Origin of the sequence: Pseudoalteromonas rubra, assembly GCF_005887095.1 — a bacterium.
GTDB classification, from domain to species: Bacteria; Pseudomonadota; Gammaproteobacteria; order Enterobacterales; family Alteromonadaceae; genus Pseudoalteromonas; species Pseudoalteromonas rubra_E.
Genome location: NZ_PNCI01000008.1, coordinates 13,489 through 30,453, shown reverse-complemented (window position 1 = coordinate 30,453; position 16,965 = coordinate 13,489). Strand labels below are relative to the sequence as shown.

Below are 16,965 nucleotides of genomic sequence, written 5' to 3'. Positions count from 1 at the left end.
GGGGCAGCATCGGTTAGTCAGTTAACTGGATCTGCACCATTTTACTGGATCAACAGCGCTTCCCTTATGCCGTATTTCGAAGTATAGACCAGGATCGGTTTGTCCGCCGCTTTGCCCTACCAGGGCAATGGGCTCACCAGGCATGACCTGATCACCAACGTCTTTAAGCAGGGTCTGCGCATGGCCATACAGGCTCATAAAGCCTTCCCCGTGATCTAATACGATGACCCAGCCAAAACCGTTCAACCAGTCGGCATAGACCACCTGCCCCGGCGCCACGCTATTAACGGGATCGCCATTGCTGCCGCGGATCACTACGCCTTTCCAGTTCATACCAACATGTTTGCGCTGACCAAAGCGGTGTTTCAGGCGGCCATCCAGCGGCCAGGCCAGTTTGCCTTTTAAGCGTTGTAAGCCTTGCAGCTGGGCCACATACTGTTCGGGGCTGGCTGCCTGCTCGGAGGCCAAGGCTTCCAGAGTTGTGATCAGGGTCTGCTCATTCTCTTCGAGGTAGGCGATTGCAGCCTTTGCCTGATTAAGCTTGTCGTTAAGTTTTGACAGGTGGGTTCTGCGGGCGTTTTGTGCCAACAACAGCTCGTCCTGACGGGCTTTTTGCTGGCCCTGTAAAGCGTGCAGTTGCTTCTTTTTGCGCTCCAGTTGCGCGCTGTTTTCTGCCAGTTTCGCAAATACAGACTTAAGCGCTTCGAGCTGAGCAATGCGGGCCTGATTAAAGTAGTCGTAGTAACTAATGGTGCGCTCCAGAGCTGCAGCATGCTGTTGGTTCAGGAGCATTTTGGAATAATCGTGACTGCCTGTCACATACGCGCTTTTGAGCTGTGCAGCCAGTAATCGCTGGAGGCGCTTTTTTTGCTGCTTAAGCTGTTCAGCTTCGCGCTGCAGTGTGTACTGCTGCTGCTTGTTTTCGCTGATCCCTTGCTCTGTCAATGCCAGTGCTTTGGCACTTTTGGCGATTTCCAGTTCAAAAGACTGCAGGGTGCTTTGCAGTGCACGAAAGCTGGCTTGTTGTTGCTGATACGCGACCTGACTCTTTTTGAGCTCGGCCTGCACCGCAGCCAGGTCGGCTTTGGTGCGGGTTTCGTTCGCCTGCCCGGTCAGGGGCAGGAGCAAACAGACCGAAAGTACAGCAAGCGTACGGTGCATAGTTTACTTCAGCCGCATGACAGGTGAACCAGTCATTTCCTCAGGCTGAGGCATGCCCAACAGGTGCAACATGGTCGGTGCCACATCGCTCAGTGTTTTGCCTGCCTGTGGTTCTGCATCCCGGCCAATGTAAATAAATGGTACCGGCTCACTGGTGTGTGCTGTGTGGGCCTGACCGGTTTTGCTGTTCACCATTTGCTCTGCATTACCGTGGTCAGCCGTAATGAGCGCCTCACCGCCAGTTTCTTCCAGTGCTGCTACAACACGGCCGATACAGGTATCAACGGCTTCACAGGCTTTCACGGCGGCTGCAAAGACACCTGAGTGACCCACCATGTCACCATTTGGATAGTTACAGATGATCACATCGTGCTCACCACTGTGAATGGCTTCGACTAGCTTATCGGTCAGCAGGGCGGAGTTCATTTCAGGTTGCAGGTCGTACGTGGCTACTTGAGGCGAGGGGATCAATTCGCGTTTTTCGCCGTCGAACAGTTCTTCACGACCACCGCTGAAGAAGAAGGTGACGTGGGCGTACTTTTCGGTCTCGGAAATACGCAGCTGCGTTTTGTTGTGTTTTGCCAGCCATTCGCCCAGTACATTGGTGAGTTTTTCCGGGGCAAAGGCGACGGGCGCGTTAATATCGGCCGCGTATTCCGTCATCATCACGAAACCACTTAACGCTGGGGCTTTTTGTTTGCTGAAACCGTCAAAGTCGGCATCCACAAACGCGCGGGTCATCTGACGGGCACGGTCAGCACGGAAGTTGAGGAAAATCAGCGTATCGCCATCGTTAATGGTCGCTGCTTCTTGTCCTTCTGCGGCAATCACGGTGGCCTTCACAAATTCATCGTTTTCGTCGCGCTCATACGCTGCGTTCAGGGCACTGACCCCATCAGCATAACGGTATTCAGCTTCGCCACACACCATCAGGTTGTAAGCGGCTTCAACACGCTCCCAGCGGTTATCACGGTCCATAGCATAATAACGACCTACGATTGACGCCAGACGGCCACAGCCCAGCTTGGTGAACAATGCTTCAATACGTTCAATCGATGCCTGTGCACTGCGCGGTGGCGTATCACGACCATCCAGGAAAGCGTGGAAGTAAACCGCTTTGGCACCACGCTTGGCGGCAAGTTCGATGGCTGCAACAATATGGTCTTCATGGCTGTGTACGCCACCCGGGCTCAACAGTCCCATCAGGTGGACGGCTTTACCGGCGGCAACCGCCTTGTCGATGTTCTCAACCAGTGCCGGGTTGTGCTCAAACTCACCATCATTGATGGCTTTGGTAATGCGCGTAAAGTCCTGATAAACAATACGGCCAGCACCCAGGTTGACGTGGCCGACTTCAGAGTTACCCATCTGCCCATCCGGTAATCCTACATCCAATCCTGACCCAGAGATCAGCGTACGTGGACGCGTTTGCCATAGCTCATCCAAAACGGGGGTGTTCGCCGCCAGAATTGCATTGCTCTCGGCGTCTTCGCGGTATCCCCAGCCATCGAGGATCATTAATACCAGAGGTTTTTTCTTTGCAGTCATTTGGGCTCCTGAATCGTGCACGAAATCTGGTCATAGGATACCTTGTTTTATATGAATATTCAGCCCTCTGGGCGTGATTTATCCTCAACCACTTTAAATTTCATATAACTAACAAACCCGAGTTGAACCTTGCTGCAGAGCTTTGGGCGTGGGTAGCCAGCGATTGCTTGCAAAGTCAGGCATTATGTCACAGATGTTTGTACCAGCGCCCGTAAGAAAGTATACTCGCGAGCAATTTCATTTTCCTGGTTGGTAAAGACAATATGGAACAATACATCGAGTTTTTAGGTAGAAACCCCATTCTCAGCATTATCTGGCTGGTTTTGGCGGCTATGTTGGTCTCAAGCTGGTTGAAAGGCATGTTTTCCAAGATCCGTCAGATCAATCCGCAGCAGCTTACTATTTTGGTAAACCGTCAGGATGGCCAGGTGTTTGATATGCGTGCGGCGAAAGAGTTCAACGGCTCACGTATCGCAGGTAGCGAGCACATGAATGTGGAAAAAGCCAAACAAAATGATTTCGCAGGACTTGAAAAGTTCAAAACTAAGCCCATTATACTGGTGTGTAACACTGGCATGACCGCATCTGGCATTGCCAGCAATATGTACAAAGCTGGCTTTGAGCAAGTGTACGTGTTGTCGGGTGGATTTGGTGCCTGGCAAACTGCTGGCCTGCCAACAGCCTCGGGTAAATAGGAGTAAATATGAGCCAAGTTGTTATTTATACAAAGGATTACTGTCCTTACTGTCATCGCGCAAAAGCGTTGCTGGACAGCAAAGGTGTCACATATACCGAGTATGATATCGGCGCGCAACCCGAGCTGCGTGAAGAGATGATCAGCAAAGCAAATGGTGGTCACACGGTGCCACAGATCTTCATTAAAGAGCAGCACATTGGCGGTTGCGATGACATGATGGCGCTTGAATCACAAGGTAAGCTGGACGCCTTACTGAGTTAAAATTTATTGCACCCAGGTTACGGGCCCGAGGTGCTACCCCACTTAAAATAAAGACGAATAATTAGGAAGAACAATGACAGAGCAAAACAACGCAGCTGCTGCAGAAGAACAAGGTCCACAATTTAACATTCAGCGTATCTACACCAAAGATGTGTCGTTCGAAACGCCAAACTCTCCGGCTATTTTCCAAAAAGAGTGGACACCTGAAGTAAAGCTGGACATGGACACGCGTTCTGCCAAGCTGGACGAGGGTGTATATGAAGTTGTTCTGGCACTGACTGTCACTGCGTCATTGGGTGAAGAAACTGCATTCCTGTGCGAAATCCAACAAGCTGGCATTTTCTCTATTGGTGAGCTGGAAGAGCTGCAAATGGCGCATATGCTAGGTGCATTCTGCCCGAACATCCTGTTCCCTTACGCGCGTGAAGCGGTTGCAAGCCTGGTTAACCGTGGTACTTTCCCACAACTAAACCTGGCGCCAGTAAACTTTGATGCGCTATTTGCTCAGTACATGCAGCAACGTGCCGCGCAAGAGCAACCTGCTGACGCATAAATGATGAATACAGCACAATCAGCTGTGACCGTATTAGGGGCGGGGTCGTATGGCACCGCCCTTGCTATTTGTTTCGCCCGCAACGGTCACCAGGTTACTCTTTGGGGACGTGACAGCACTGCCATTGCGCAGTTAGCCAGCTCGCGTCAGAATGCCCGTTATTTACCGGATATTGACTTTCCTGAGTCACTGCAACTGGAAGCCGACCTGACTCAAGCCGTTCAGGCCAGTCAACTGGTTCTGGTGGTGGTACCCAGCCATGCATTTGCGCAAACACTGGAAGCTATAAAGCCACATTTGTTGCCGGGGGCGAAAGTCGCCTGGGCAACGAAAGGATTGGAACCGAATACCGGCCGACTACTTCAGGATGTGGCATTGGATGTACTCGGTGAGCAGGTTCCGCTGGCCGTGTTGTCCGGGCCAACTTTTGCAAAAGAAATGGCTGCCGGGTTACCGACGGCCATTTCAGTGTCGTCGCGTTGCGAAGCGTTCCGCGGTGAACTGGCTAAGTTGCTCCATTGTGGTCGCTCGTTCAGGGTGTACAGCAATGATGACTTTATCGGTATTCAGCTTGGTGGCGCGGTAAAGAATGTGATTGCCATTGGTGCAGGCATGTCTGATGGTTTTGGCTTTGGTGCCAATGCCAGAACTGCATTGATCACCCGCGGGTTAGCAGAGCTATGCCGACTCGGATTGTCTCTTGGTGCACGCTCGGAAACCTTTATGGGTATGGCGGGGCTTGGCGATCTGATCCTCACTTGTACCGACAACCAGTCTCGCAACCGACGCTTTGGTCTGGCACTGGGCCAGGGCAAAAATGTCGAAGAAGCGATGCAGAGCATTGGTCAGGTGGTGGAAGGGTACCGCAACACCAAAGAAGTGTATCTGCTGGCAAAGCGCACAGGTATCGAAATGCCGATCACGGAGCAGATCTATCAGGTGCTGTATCAACAAAAAGATGTCAAAGAAGCAGCCATGGCGCTGCTTGGCAGAGAGCAGAAGTCGGAGTAATCAGGCTTCTGATAATAAAAAAACCGAGCCCGTGAGCTCGGTTTTTTTGTGGTTCCGAAATGGTCAGGCGATCTGTTTTTCTGCCAGCGTCAGTTCCATCGTTGCCTTGAGCAACCGATACAAGTTGATTGACGCATCGATTTCTTCTTTGCGGTTGGTCAGACTTTCGATGTTCAGTCCCAGCGGAACATCCAGTTGTGCACAACTACGCAGAATGGAATCCAGATTTTCACGACAAATGCGGATCGACTCACTCAGCGTATTGTCTGCATCCAGCATGCGCCATTTGGTTGCCTCGGGCACTGAGATCCCAAGCCATTCCATAAATTGCAGTGTCTTCTCACCCCCGCACGGGGTAAAAGTCAGGATCAGTCGCTTCGGCTCAATACCTTGCTGTTTGCAGGTACGGGCATAGCTGGTGATCAGGTCTATGGTTGCCTGAGCATTATAAACAGCCTGAGAAATAAAGAACTCACAGCCCTGAGCGGTTTTTTCAATCAGCCGTTCATGCTCATTGCGTTTCGATGCATGACGTTCTGCAATGGTTACACCGCCCAGAAAAAAGTCTGCCTGGTGCGCAGCCAGGGCCTGATAAGCGTCTGGCAGTGGCAAGTTAATTTTACCCTGTGATGAAGGAGAGCCAACCAGGACCAGGTTGTTCAGGCCAAATTCCTGTTTGGTGTTGCTAAGCCACTGGTTAAATTCGTTGCTGTCACGTTGTGCCACACTTTTGTAGGTGATCACGTCCAGTTGTGACAGCGACTTAACCAGGCGGCTGTACTCGCATGGGTCGACGGTTTCCTTAAACGGAAAAGGGCGTGGTACATTGGTGCGACTGCTTTCATCCTGAATGTCGTAAACGATCACGCCGTCGTATTCAATTTCATGCAGGCGATCCAGCAGCTTAGTCGCAATACGTTTAACCTTATCCTGCTCCGTACCAGATTTGGGCGGAGTCGTTCCAATCAAATATACCCCTTGGTTCGGGTCTAAGATTTTCTCTTGTAGTGATAACGCCATGGTCCAGATTCCGGCAAAAACTCAGTGTATGGGATCTAATATAGTAGCCATTTAGACGTCTAGATAGATTTTTTTCTTGAAACAAATTCAATACAGATGAATTTCTCTCATGGTGTTTTCATGATGTTGGAGCAAGCCATTGTTTGCCAGTCGGTTTATTCAGGGCCGTCTAGTTCATATTTCTTTACATTATTTGGGCGCGTAAAGATGAATTAAGGTGGGATTGCGGCATAATTGGGAGCTATACGTCCCAATAAGAATGGGGCCAAGAATAAAAATCACTACAAATTTAAGGGAAGCTTATGAAATTTAAACTACTGGCGACCAGCCTGGCTGTGTCACTGGCTCTGGCCGGCTGTACCGCTACACAACAATCGGCGCAGCAGACGCCAACCAGCATTGAGGCGCAGGCCAGCAATAAAGTATTTGCACAAGACTATGTTCTTGAAGAGCTGGATAATGGCTTACGTGTGATGGTGGTGAAAACTGACTACCCAGACGTTGTGTCACTGCAGATCCCTGTCTCTGTTGGCTCGCGTAACGAAGTCGAGCCGGGACGAACCGGATTTGCTCACTTCTTTGAGCATATGATGTTTAAAGGCTCTGAGAAGTTTCCACAGGATGTCTATGCCGACATTCTGAAAAACTCCGGAGTAGATAACCGTGCTTATACGACCAATGATTACACCAACTACCATTTGAATTTCTCAAAAGAGCACCTGGATAAGGTCCTTGAGATCAAAGCGGATATTTTTCAAAACCTAAGCTACAGTGAGTCTCAGTTCCGTACCGAAGCGCTGACGGTCAAAGGCGAATACCTCAAGAACAACGCCAGCCCGATCCGTAAGCTGTTAAGTGCGGTGCGTAAAGAAGCATTTGATAAGCACACCTACAAGCATACCACCATGGGCTTTTTTGAAGACATTGAAGCCATGCCGGATCAAATGGAGTATGGTCAGATCTTTTTTGAGCGTTTCTATAAGCCAGAGTACGTGTCTATCGTGATTGTGGGTGATGTCGATCCGCAGGAAACCATGGCAATGGTTAAAAAGCACTGGGGTGGCTGGCAGCGTGGTAACTATGTTGCCGATATTCCGGTGGAGCCGAAGCAGCAACAAGCCAGATATGTGCATGAACACTATGAAGGGTTGCCGGGCCACTGGTTGCTGGTTTCCTATAAAGGGGCAGCATGGGAGCCTGAAAAGAAAGACCGTGCCGCATTGGATCTGCTCTCACAGCTTTATTTCTCTGAAAACTCGGAGCTTTATCAGGAGCTGGTAGTCGACAAGCAAATCGCCAGCCAGATGTTTTCATACAACCCCGAGACAAAAGATCCGGGTCTGCTGCACGTGTTTGTGAAGGTCAATGAAAAAAGTGACTTAGCTGTGGTACGCGATGCCATCAATCGCACTTATGCTAACGCGCGCACTGAGCTGGTTGACAGTGATAAGCTGGCTGCACTGAAGTCGAACCGCAAATATAGCTTTGCCAACGGCCTGGACTCGTCGCAGGCGATTGCCAGCATGCTGGCGGAATATATGCATTTCGAGCGCGATCCTGAAGTGATCAACACCTTGTATGCGACCAGTGATTCCATCACCGCTGAAGACATTCGCGATGTCGCCAACCGTTATTTCGTTGACAGTGGCCGTACTACAGTGACGATGTCGGCATTGACCAAAGTCGCTGGGTTTGACAAAGAAGTTGAACTGGATGCTCTGGTGTCGCAACAAAGCCAACCAAAACAACAGAAATTCACCGTACTGGATAAAACCAATGCTTCACCTTTGGTTGATGTGAATCTGCTATTTTACACGGGAGCAGCCGCGGATCCTAAAGGCAAAAAAGGCGTGGCCGCCCTGACTGCTGCCATGATTGCCAATGGTGGCTCGCAGAGCAAGTCTTATAAAGAGATCCAAAAAGCCCTGTATCCCATTGCCGGCAGCTTTGATTATCAGATTGACAAAGAAATGCTGTCACTGCGTGGCCGGGTGCACAAAGACAATGCGGCACAATGGTATGCCTTGATCAGTGAGCAGTTACTCAATCCGGGCTTTCGAGAAGATGATTTTAAACGTCTGAAAAAAGAGCTGATCGACAACATCAAAGCGGGCCTTAAAGCATCAAATGATGAAGAGCTGGGCAAAGAGGTGTTGTATCATAAATTGTATCAGGGCCATCCGTACGAGAGTTACAACCTGGGCGATTTGTCCGATCTCGAAGCATTGACTCTGGAAGACGTGAAAGCTTTCTACCGCAGCCAGTTTACGCAGGCAAAACTGAACGTGGGGATCACTGGTGCACTGGATGAGCAGCTTAAAGCACGTATGCTCAATGATCTGGCTAAGCTACCCAAAGGGGAAGAGTCTCGCCTGACGATCCCGGATGCGCCAGCATTGGAGGGTCGACATGCCACTATCGTTGAGAAGAGCGCGAAATCGACCGCGGTATCGTTTGGCTTCCCAATAGATACTATCCGCAGCAGCAAAGACTGGACTGCCTTATGGCTGGTGCGCTCATACTTTGGTGAGCACCGTAACTCAAACGCTTACCTGTTCCAGCGCATCCGTCAGGTGCGTGGTATGAACTATGGTGACTATGCTTATATTGAATACTTCCCGCGTGGTATGTTCCAGACTAAGCCCGATGCCAACCTGGGCCGCTCTGAGCAAATTTTCCAGGTATGGTTACGTCCGTTGCGCTCTAATAACGACGCCCACTTTGCAACGCGGGTTGCACAGTTTGAGCTGGATAAGCTGATCAAAGATGGCATGACGGAAGGAGATTTCGAGGCGACTCGCAACTTCCTGAGTAACTTTGTGCCGCAGATGGTGGCCAGTCAGGACCGTCAGCTGGGTTATGCGCTGGACAGCCAGTTCTATAACACGGATGAGTTTGTGACCTATGTGCGCGACCAGCTGGCATCGCTGAGCGTGGAAGACGTCAATCGGGTGATCCGTGAGAACCTGCAAAGTGACAACATTCACTATGTCTTTGTGACCGGCGATGCGGCTGATATGAAAACGCGCCTGGTCAATCAGACGGAGTCGCCGATGCATTATAATGCAGAAAAACCGCAAGCGCTTATCGATGAAGATAAGCAAATTGCCAACTACAAACTGGCCATTCCAGCTGCCAACATCGAGGTGATGAAGGCCGAAGCGGTCTTTAAGTAACCTGCCCGGCAGAGCCCATGTCGGGCTCTGTATCTGTCAGGCGGATCAGCGATCCGTCTGCTTTCCCATCCGCAAATTGCCGTTTCGGGTTATAATTAATAACAAATTGATGCAAGAAGCATTTGACTATCGCTGCTAATTTAACGCGTAGCAGGGTAAGATAGACAAAGGCCTTGGAATTATTGAAAAAGTGCAGTTTATGAGACACGAGATCTGGCAAAAGCTTCGTCAGGAAGCCACCGAATTAGTTGACCGCGAGCCGTTGCTCGCCAGCCATGTTTATTCAAGTATTTTAAATCATGAATGCCTGGGGGCGGCATTGAGCTTTATTGTGGCAAACAAGCTGGCAGACGCCGTGGTGTCTGCGTTTACCATTCGTGAACTATTCGACCAGGCCTTTGTAGACTGCGACCGTATGTTGACCCATGTGGCGCATGATATAAAAGCGGTTAAAGATCGTGACCCGGCTGCCGATAGCTATCTTAACGTTATTTCAAACCTTAAGGGCTTTCATGCAATACAAGCACACCGACTCGCCCATTGCTTATGGCGACAAGACAGAAAAGAGCTCGCGCGTTTTATCCAAAGCCGTACATCCGAAGTATTTGGTGTTGATATCCATCCTGCTTGTCAAGTCGGCCATGGCATTATGTTTGACCATGCGACTGGTATAGTCATTGGCGAAACCGCAGTAATAGAGAACAACGTCTCTATTTTGCAATCGGTTACTTTAGGGGGAACCGGTAATGAACAAGGCGATCGTCACCCCAAAATACGCGCAGGCGTATTGATCGGCGCAGGTGCTAAAGTGCTGGGCAACATTGAAGTGGGTGAAGGCGCACGGATAGGTGCAGGCTCAGTGGTATTGAAAGCAGTGGGCCCACATACGACAGTGGTGGGCGTGCCCGCGAAAGTGGTTGGTAAACCCCCCTGTGCTTGCCCGGCAGAATCGATGGACCAGAATTTTCTGGATGAAGATTTGATAGCCCGTAACGAATCACATACCAGTGCGATGCTCTAGCATCTGAATGAGTAAGCTGGCAGTGCTTTATGGATAGCCTGAGCCAAAAGTGTTTGTGGATGTTACTGGGGGCTGCCATTGCGGCTCCTCTAACCTGGTGGTTTACATCAGATGACCCAGTACAGCCTGCTACTGCGGTTTTGGCTAACGCTGGCGATACGACCCAACACGCTGCCCCTTTGCGCTCAGGGCAGGCTCAGCTGGATAGTGCCTCTGACCCGGCCAGCAGCACCGAACTGATAGCGCTGCAACAGCAAATTCTTCAGTTACAAGAAGAGCTGGAACAGGTCCAAAACCATACATCATCAAAGCCAGAGCAGTCCGCCCAACAACAATCCCCTTCATCAGGCAATATTAACCGTCAGCTGGCCGAGATATTTCAAGCTGAATCGCGGGACCCTGTCTGGGCCGATGAGTTGGAATTGCAGCTTGGGGACTTTCTGTACACCAGTGATCTCAGTACATACTTTACTTACGACAGTTATGGCTGCAAGCGCCATGTCTGTCAGCTCAGTTTTGTGCCGCGCAGTGAGGATATCGATGCCATGCAGTGGCAACGCCTGAATGATAGCCTCTTTAATAGTCCCTGGATAAAGCAATTTAAGGTCAGCTCAGCGCAGCAAACGGCGCAAGGTATGCTGGTGCATTTTAGTACCAAAAGTCTGCGTGAGCTGGCCACTGAGTACTAATTGTCTTCGCGATTTGGCTCGGCCGCTGTGACATCAATGACCTGGGTTTGCAAACGACCATCGTGCAATTCTGTGGTGAGTATATCCCCTGCAGCCACATCCCGGGTTGACTTCACCACTTTTTCACCTGATTTAGTAATGCTGTAGCCCCGTGACAAAACCGCCAGCGGACTAACACTGTCGAGCCTGGCTGCGAGTAAGGCCAGTTGCTGCGTATGTTGTTGCTGTGAAGCCTGCATTGTCCGGGTGAGCTTTTCTTTCAGGCTGTCCAGGTGTTGATGTGCGTATCGCAACTTTTGCTCTGGATGAAACTGCGCCAAGCGATGTTGTGCCAGGGTAACGCGACTTTGAGCGCGGTGTTGCTGGTGGTTCATTGCCCTGTGCAATCGGCTACTCAGTTCATCTACTTTTTGTGCCTGTTGCATCAGCTGTGCCTGCGGGTGTTGGAGTAACAGCCGCTGATGAGAGTTTTGCAGCTGCTGAGCATGATGGGTCAGATAGCGCTGCATTGCGCTGCTCAGGCGCTGTTTCTGTTGACCCAATTGAGCTTGAATTTCTGCCCCATCCGGGCTGACCAGCTCAGCGGCGGCTGAAGGGGTTGGGGCACGCAAGTCGGCGACATAATCACTGATGGTGGTATCGATTTCATGCCCAACGGCGCTGATCACTGGCAACTGACTGGCGAAGATGGCCCGTGCCACGGTTTCTTCGTTAAAGCACCACAGATCTTCGAGCGAGCCACCGCCACGACCAACAATGAGTACATCTACTTCACTTCTAAGATTCGCCAACTCAATTTGTGCGGCGATCTGATGATGTGCTTCCTGACCTTGTACTTGAGTTGGGTAGATCACCACCTCCAGCTGGGGGGCTCGTCGTTTTAGGACCGACAGAATATCACGCACAGCTGCACCAGTGGGGGAGGTCACGACGCCCACCCGGTTTATGCGTGCTGGCAGTGGTTGCTTATGCTGGCTACTGAATAAACCTTCACCGGCCAGGCGCAGTTTAAGTGCATCAAACTGTTGTTTTAGCAGGCCTTCACCTGCGGGTGCCATCTGTTCGACGATCAACTGATAATCACCACGGGGTTCATACACAGACACCCGGGCCTGTACCAGTACCTGTTCACCATTTTGTGGCCGGTAGCGGCAGTAGCGGTTGTTACCACGCCACATGGCTGCTTTTACCTGGGCTTTGTCGTCTTTGAGTGAGAAATACCAATGCCCGGACGCCGGGGCGACAAAGTTGGAGATTTCGCCCGTCAGCTGTAAAGAAGCGAACCCCTGTTCCAGCAAATTGCGGATCTCTCGATTCAGGCGCGACACCGAATAAACTTTTTCTTGTTGTGGCAACGACATACTCAGCTCCATAAAAAATTCACGAACACTCTAGCATATTTTTGCTAAATTTTATTTACTCGCATAAGGAACGCTGATAAAATGCGCACGCAATTCCTTATACTCAGTTTCACTTGAGAGATGCCGCACACATGCTAAGAATTGCAAAAGAAGCCCTTACCTTTGACGACGTACTTTTAGTACCCGCTCATTCAACTGTTCTACCACACACTGCGAACTTAAAAACACGCCTGACTCGTGGTATTGAACTTAATTTGCCATTAGTTTCTGCCTCTATGGATACAGTCACTGAAGCACGCCTTGCAATTGCACTTGCACAGGAAGGTGGCATCGGATTCATCCATAAGAATATGACCATTGAAGAACAAGCGCGCAATGTACGTAAAGTAAAAGCGTACGAAGCGGGGATTGTCTCTTTTCCGGTTACCGTGACCGCAGATAAAACCATTGCTGATACGTTAGCATTGGCTGAAGAAAATGGTTTCTCAGGCTTCCCAGTGGTTGGCGAAAACAACCTACTGGAAGGCATCATCACCAGCCGTGATATGCGCTTCGAAACTAAACTAGACAAGCCTGTGTCATCTGTGATGACGCAAAAAGCGGAGCTGGTGACGGTAAAAGAAGGTGCATCACGCGAAGAAATCCTGGGTTTGATGCATGAGCACCGCATCGAGAAAATCTTATTGGTTGATGACGCTTTCAAACTGAAAGGCATGATCACCGTTAAGGATTATCAAAAAGCGCAAGAAAAACCAAACGCATGTAAAGACGAGCAAGGCCGTCTTCGCGTAGGTGCAGCTGTGGGTGTAGGCGCAGGTACTGATGAGCGTATCGCTGCGCTGGTTGCTGCGGGTGTTGACGTACTGCTTATCGATACTTCGCATGGCCACTCTCAGGGCGTTATCGATCGTGTTAAAGCAACCCGTGAAGCGTATCCGGATCTGCAAATTGTGGCGGGTAACGTCGCAACAGCAGACGGCGCAATTGCACTGGCGGATGCCGGTGTAGATGCAGTTAAAGTGGGCATTGGCCCAGGTTCAATCTGTACTACACGTATTGTAACTGGGTGTGGGGTTCCTCAAATTACAGCAATTTCAGATGCCGTTGATGGCCTGAAAGGACGTGACATTCCGGTGATTGCTGACGGCGGTATCCGCTTCTCAGGTGACATTGTTAAAGCCCTGGTTGCTGGAGCATCGTGTGTCATGGTTGGTTCTATGCTGGCTGGTACTGAAGAAGCGCCGGGTGAGGTTGAACTATATCAGGGCCGCTACTACAAGTCATACCGTGGTATGGGCTCACTGGGTGCGATGAACCAAAAAGAAGGCTCATCGGATCGTTACTTCCAAAAGAGCAACTCTGCTGAAAAACTGGTTCCGGAAGGCATTGAAGGCCGCGTGGCTTATAAAGGCCCAATCGCGACCATCATCCACCAACAAGTGGGCGGGATCCGCAGTGCCATGGGCCTGACAGGATGCGCGACTATTTTAGAGCTGAATACAAAGCCGCAGTTTGTCCGCGTGACCTCTGCTGGTATGGGTGAGTCGCACGTCCATGACGTACAGATCACCAAAGAGGCTCCAAACTACCGCATGGGTTAATCCCGGCGGGTAAAAATGGGCTGGCGGTTGCCGGCCCTTCTTAATTTTAGTGTCTGCTTTTATAAGGCGGATACAAACAAACACAATGCGTTGGGCAGGCAAACTTGCCCGGTCATTTAGGTAAAGTACTTTTACTATGCTTTACTAGTTTTATCGCTTCCTAACAAACGAGATTATCAATGAGCAAAGACATCCATGATTCCCGTATTTTGATCTTAGATTTTGGTTCTCAATACACTCAATTGATCGCCCGCCGGATCCGTGAGATCGGCGTTTACTGTGAGCTATGGGCCTGGGATGTAACCGAGGAGCAGATCCGCGAATTTAATCCGCAGGGTATCATTCTGTCAGGTGGTCCGGAGTCAACGACTTTAGAAGGCAGCCCGCGCGCGCCTGAATATGTGTTCAATGCCGGTGTGCCTGTACTTGGTATTTGTTACGGCATGCAAACCATGGCGTCACAGCTGGGTGGTAAAGTACACAGCTCAGATAAGAAAGAGTTTGGTTACGCGAAAGTAGAAAAAGTGGGTAACTGCGCCCTGTTTGAAGCGATTGAAGATCATATCGAAGATGGCATTGGCAAACTGGACGTGTGGATGAGTCACGGTGACAAGGTTATCGAGATCCCAGAGCAGTTCATCACTTCTGCAAAAACAGAAACCTGTCCGCATGCAGCCATGTCTTGGGAAGAGAAACGCTTCTACGGCGTGCAGTTCCACCCGGAAGTAACCCACACGCAACAAGGTCTGCGTCTGCTAGAGCGCTTTGCGACGGATATCTGTGGCTGTGAAAAACTGTGGACACCAAGCCAAATCATCGAAGATGCGGTTGCACGTATTAAAGAGCAGGTAGGTGACGACGAAGTGATCCTGGGCCTGTCGGGCGGGGTTGATTCATCTGTGGTTGCTATGTTGATCAACCGCGCTATCGGCGACAAGCTGACGTGTGTATTCGTTGACAATGGCCTGCTACGCCTTAACGAAGGCCAGCAGGTGATGGACATGTTCGGCGATAAATTTGGCCTGAACATCATTAAAGTGGACGCAGAAGACCGCTTCCTGAATGCCCTTAAAGGCATTGATGATCCGGAAGATAAGCGTAAAGCAATTGGCCACACCTTCATTGAAGTATTCGACGAAGAAGCGGGCAAGCGTGTTAACGCAAAATGGCTGGCACAAGGCACTATCTATCCGGACGTGATCGAATCTGCGGCGTCAGCCACAGGTAAAGCACACGTTATCAAGTCTCACCACAATGTGGGTGGTTTGCCAGAGGACATGGAGCTGGGTCTGGTTGAGCCGCTGCGTGAGCTGTTTAAAGACGAAGTACGTAAGATTGGCCTGGAGTTAGGCCTGCCGTACGACATGCTATACCGTCACCCGTTCCCGGGTCCAGGTCTGGGTGTTCGTGTACTGGGTGAGATCAAGAAAGAATACTGCGACCTGCTACGTCGTGCCGATGCTATCTTCATTGAAGAGCTGCACAAGGCTGACTTGTATCACAAAGTGTCTCAGGCCTTCACTGTGTTCCTGCCGGTACGTTCAGTGGGCGTAATGGGTGACGCACGTAAGTACGACTGGGTTGTCTCACTGCGCTGTGTAGAAACCATCGACTTTATGACGGCACGCTGGTCACACCTGCCGTATGAGTTCCTGGGTCAGGTTTCAAACCGCATCATCAACGAAATCGACGGTATTTCTCGCGTAGTATATGACATTTCAGGTAAACCACCTGCGACGATCGAGTGGGAATAAGTACTCACCAGGCACCTGATATAGGTTAAGAAAAGGGCGGATAGGGTAACTATCCGCCCTTTTTGCTGATAAAATCAGCAAACGATCAGAAATGTGATATTTTCTCTTTACCTTTTCAAATTGCTCATTATAATGCGTCGACATTGCAGGGGCGTAGTTCCAATTGGTAGAACAGCGGTCTCCAAAACCGATGGTTGCGGGTTCGAGTCCTGCCGCCCCTGCCACTTCCTTCTCGACTTCTCGTTAATTCCCATATTTAATACAATTCAGATTGCAGTCATTACGCGCATATTCTAGAATTCTCAGCATTTAATCTTCTCGGTGTTTTTACATGCATGCAGCTCAGGCTCAGTTACTTGGTGTAATGCCACTTAAACTTAAATCGGCGTTTGATCCCAATCCACAGCCAGCCAAACCAGCCCCAGTGTCTGTTGAACATGAGCCGCTCTTGCTGAATGAGCAGCTGCAACAGGATCTGTGCAGAGCCGCCAATGTTGGTGAGTTAAGTGTCGTGAAAGGTGATGCTGTAAATTGGGCCTGTAACGGGCAACAAGCACAACTGATTGTGCCGGATGCGCAGCTGACAGGTGAGCAAAAACGCATCTTGTGGCAGCAGATCTGGAGCGCACAACAATGAGCGTTGCTATCCTGTCGGATCATCTGGCCAACGTACCACTGCAACAGCTCATGGACATTGAACAGGCCTGTCATAGCCACCCCTGGACCATCAAGACGATGCAGTCGTGTTTGAGCGGTCGTTACTTTAATGCTGCCCTGTATCTGGATGAGCGCTTAGTGGGGTTTTATGTAGGTGAGCGCGCTGGACCTGACTTTACACTGATGGATATTTGTATCACTCCCGCTTGTCAGGGGCAGGGTCTGGCCTGGCAGTTGCTGGTGCATTTCATGACAAGGTGCGAGCAAGATAACGCCGAAAATATCTTTCTGGAAGTACGGGTAAGTAATGAGGCTGCCATTGGCTTATATCATAAGGCGGGTTTCACTGAGATGGGCGTACGCAAAAATTACTACCCCAGCACAGAAGGCAAAGAAGACGCGGTGCTGATGGGCAAAGTACTCTTTAACCCTGAACTGGCGGATGGGTGATCACA

At 50.3% G+C, this 16,965-nt stretch carries 15 protein-coding genes and 1 tRNA gene; 12 read left to right on the top strand and 4 right to left on the bottom strand.

Annotated elements, in window-relative coordinates; all coding sequences use genetic code 11:
* Positions 1 to 21: 21 nt before the first annotated feature.
* Together CWB99_RS03520 and gpmM are read right to left on the bottom strand one after the other, a co-directional pair.
* Positions 22 to 1,161, bottom strand: a complete 1,140-nt coding sequence (locus tag CWB99_RS03520; protein WP_138551385.1) for a murein hydrolase activator EnvC family protein — start codon at positions 1,159 to 1,161, stop codon at positions 22 to 24.
* 3 nt (positions 1,162 to 1,164) lie between these two features.
* A complete protein-coding gene (gpmM, locus tag CWB99_RS03515; protein WP_138551384.1) occupies positions 1,165 to 2,709 on the bottom strand; it encodes a 2,3-bisphosphoglycerate-independent phosphoglycerate mutase in 1,545 nt (514 codons plus the stop codon).
* Positions 2,710 to 2,972: 263 nt separating this feature from the next.
* Between gpmM and CWB99_RS03510 the strand changes: the two genes are divergently transcribed.
* The 4 genes from CWB99_RS03510 (at position 2,973) to gpsA (ending at position 5,231) form a co-directional block, all read left to right on the top strand.
* Complete coding sequence (locus tag CWB99_RS03510; RefSeq protein ID WP_138551383.1) at positions 2,973 to 3,404, top strand: rhodanese-like domain-containing protein; 432 nt, start codon at positions 2,973 to 2,975, stop codon at positions 3,402 to 3,404.
* Between the two features lie 8 nt (positions 3,405 to 3,412).
* The gene (gene grxC / locus CWB99_RS03505; RefSeq protein ID WP_054014682.1) at positions 3,413 to 3,667 is read left to right on the top strand and encodes a glutaredoxin 3; all 255 of its coding nucleotides are present in this window, start codon (positions 3,413 to 3,415) and stop codon (positions 3,665 to 3,667) included.
* Positions 3,668 to 3,740: 73 nt separating this feature from the next.
* Positions 3,741 to 4,220 (top strand): protein-export chaperone SecB, encoded by a 480-nt coding sequence (gene secB, locus CWB99_RS03500; protein WP_138551382.1) that lies wholly within the window; start codon positions 3,741 to 3,743, stop codon positions 4,218 to 4,220.
* Between the two features lie 3 nt (positions 4,221 to 4,223).
* Positions 4,224 to 5,231, top strand: a complete 1,008-nt coding sequence (gene gpsA, locus CWB99_RS03495; protein WP_138551399.1) for an NAD(P)H-dependent glycerol-3-phosphate dehydrogenase — start codon at positions 4,224 to 4,226, stop codon at positions 5,229 to 5,231.
* A 63-nt stretch (positions 5,232 to 5,294) separates the two neighbouring features.
* Here gpsA and CWB99_RS03490 read toward each other — a convergent pair whose 3' ends face one another.
* Positions 5,295 to 6,251 carry a methylenetetrahydrofolate reductase gene (locus tag CWB99_RS03490; RefSeq protein WP_138551381.1) on the bottom strand — a complete coding sequence of 319 codons (957 nt, stop codon included), beginning with the start codon at positions 6,249 to 6,251 and terminating at the stop codon, positions 5,295 to 5,297.
* Between the two features lie 302 nt (positions 6,252 to 6,553).
* Here CWB99_RS03490 and CWB99_RS03485 point away from each other — a divergent pair, with 302 nt between their 5' ends.
* The 3 genes from CWB99_RS03485 (at position 6,554) to CWB99_RS03475 (ending at position 11,137) form a co-directional block, all read left to right on the top strand.
* Entirely contained in the window at positions 6,554 to 9,427 is a 2,874-nt protein-coding gene (locus CWB99_RS03485) for a M16 family metallopeptidase (protein WP_138551380.1), read from the top strand.
* A gap of 199 nt (positions 9,428 to 9,626) precedes the next feature.
* The gene (gene cysE / locus CWB99_RS03480) at positions 9,627 to 10,448 is read left to right on the top strand and encodes a serine O-acetyltransferase (protein WP_138551379.1); all 822 of its coding nucleotides are present in this window, start codon (positions 9,627 to 9,629) and stop codon (positions 10,446 to 10,448) included.
* Positions 10,449 to 10,477: 29 nt separating this feature from the next.
* The gene (locus tag CWB99_RS03475) at positions 10,478 to 11,137 is read left to right on the top strand and encodes a hypothetical protein (protein ID WP_138551378.1); all 660 of its coding nucleotides are present in this window, start codon (positions 10,478 to 10,480) and stop codon (positions 11,135 to 11,137) included.
* On the opposite strand, the gene xseA is transcribed toward CWB99_RS03475, so the two are convergent.
* Positions 11,134 to 12,498, bottom strand: a complete 1,365-nt coding sequence (gene xseA, locus CWB99_RS03470; protein ID WP_138551377.1) for an exodeoxyribonuclease VII large subunit — start codon at positions 12,496 to 12,498, stop codon at positions 11,134 to 11,136. The genes CWB99_RS03475 and xseA overlap by 4 nt on opposite strands.
* Positions 12,499 to 12,629: 131 nt before the next feature.
* Between xseA and guaB the strand changes: the two genes are divergently transcribed.
* The 5 genes from guaB (at position 12,630) to rimI (ending at position 16,960) form a co-directional block, all read left to right on the top strand.
* A complete protein-coding gene (gene guaB, locus CWB99_RS03465; RefSeq protein WP_138551376.1) occupies positions 12,630 to 14,099 on the top strand; it encodes an IMP dehydrogenase in 1,470 nt (489 codons plus the stop codon).
* Between the two features lie 179 nt (positions 14,100 to 14,278).
* Positions 14,279 to 15,853: a glutamine-hydrolyzing GMP synthase gene (guaA, locus tag CWB99_RS03460; protein ID WP_046006173.1), complete on the top strand. Its 1,575-nt coding sequence runs from the start codon at positions 14,279 to 14,281 to the stop codon at positions 15,851 to 15,853.
* A 147-nt stretch (positions 15,854 to 16,000) separates the two neighbouring features.
* Positions 16,001 to 16,077 (top strand) — tRNA-Trp (locus CWB99_RS03455).
* Between the two features lie 107 nt (positions 16,078 to 16,184).
* A complete protein-coding gene (locus CWB99_RS03450; protein ID WP_138551375.1) occupies positions 16,185 to 16,490 on the top strand; it encodes a hypothetical protein in 306 nt (101 codons plus the stop codon).
* The gene (gene rimI / locus CWB99_RS03445) at positions 16,487 to 16,960 is read left to right on the top strand and encodes a ribosomal protein S18-alanine N-acetyltransferase (protein ID WP_171045249.1); all 474 of its coding nucleotides are present in this window, start codon (positions 16,487 to 16,489) and stop codon (positions 16,958 to 16,960) included. The genes CWB99_RS03450 and rimI overlap by 4 nt, the downstream gene beginning before the upstream one ends.
* Positions 16,961 to 16,965: the final 5 nt, after the last annotated feature.

Bases quoted from the DNA above. Each gene is read 5' to 3' on its own strand.
- CWB99_RS03520 (WP_138551385.1), bottom strand. From the start codon at position 1,161: ATGCACCGTACGCTTGCTGTACTTTCGGTCTGTTTGCTCCTGCCCCTG.
- gpmM (WP_138551384.1), bottom strand. From the start codon at position 2,709: ATGACTGCAAAGAAAAAACCTCTGGTATTAATGATCCTCGATGGCTGG.
- CWB99_RS03510 (WP_138551383.1), top strand. From the start codon at position 2,973: ATGGAACAATACATCGAGTTTTTAGGTAGAAACCCCATTCTCAGCATT.
- grxC (WP_054014682.1), top strand. From the start codon at position 3,413: ATGAGCCAAGTTGTTATTTATACAAAGGATTACTGTCCTTACTGTCAT.
- secB (WP_138551382.1), top strand. From the start codon at position 3,741: ATGACAGAGCAAAACAACGCAGCTGCTGCAGAAGAACAAGGTCCACAA.
- gpsA (WP_138551399.1), top strand. From the start codon at position 4,224: ATGAATACAGCACAATCAGCTGTGACCGTATTAGGGGCGGGGTCGTAT.
- CWB99_RS03490 (WP_138551381.1), bottom strand. From the start codon at position 6,251: ATGGCGTTATCACTACAAGAGAAAATCTTAGACCCGAACCAAGGGGTA.
- CWB99_RS03485 (WP_138551380.1), top strand. From the start codon at position 6,554: ATGAAATTTAAACTACTGGCGACCAGCCTGGCTGTGTCACTGGCTCTG.
- cysE (WP_138551379.1), top strand. From the start codon at position 9,627: ATGAGACACGAGATCTGGCAAAAGCTTCGTCAGGAAGCCACCGAATTA.
- CWB99_RS03475 (WP_138551378.1), top strand. From the start codon at position 10,478: ATGGATAGCCTGAGCCAAAAGTGTTTGTGGATGTTACTGGGGGCTGCC.
- xseA (WP_138551377.1), bottom strand. From the start codon at position 12,498: ATGTCGTTGCCACAACAAGAAAAAGTTTATTCGGTGTCGCGCCTGAAT.
- guaB (WP_138551376.1), top strand. From the start codon at position 12,630: ATGCTAAGAATTGCAAAAGAAGCCCTTACCTTTGACGACGTACTTTTA.
- guaA (WP_046006173.1), top strand. From the start codon at position 14,279: ATGAGCAAAGACATCCATGATTCCCGTATTTTGATCTTAGATTTTGGT.
- CWB99_RS03450 (WP_138551375.1), top strand. From the start codon at position 16,185: ATGCATGCAGCTCAGGCTCAGTTACTTGGTGTAATGCCACTTAAACTT.
- rimI (WP_171045249.1), top strand. From the start codon at position 16,487: ATGAGCGTTGCTATCCTGTCGGATCATCTGGCCAACGTACCACTGCAA.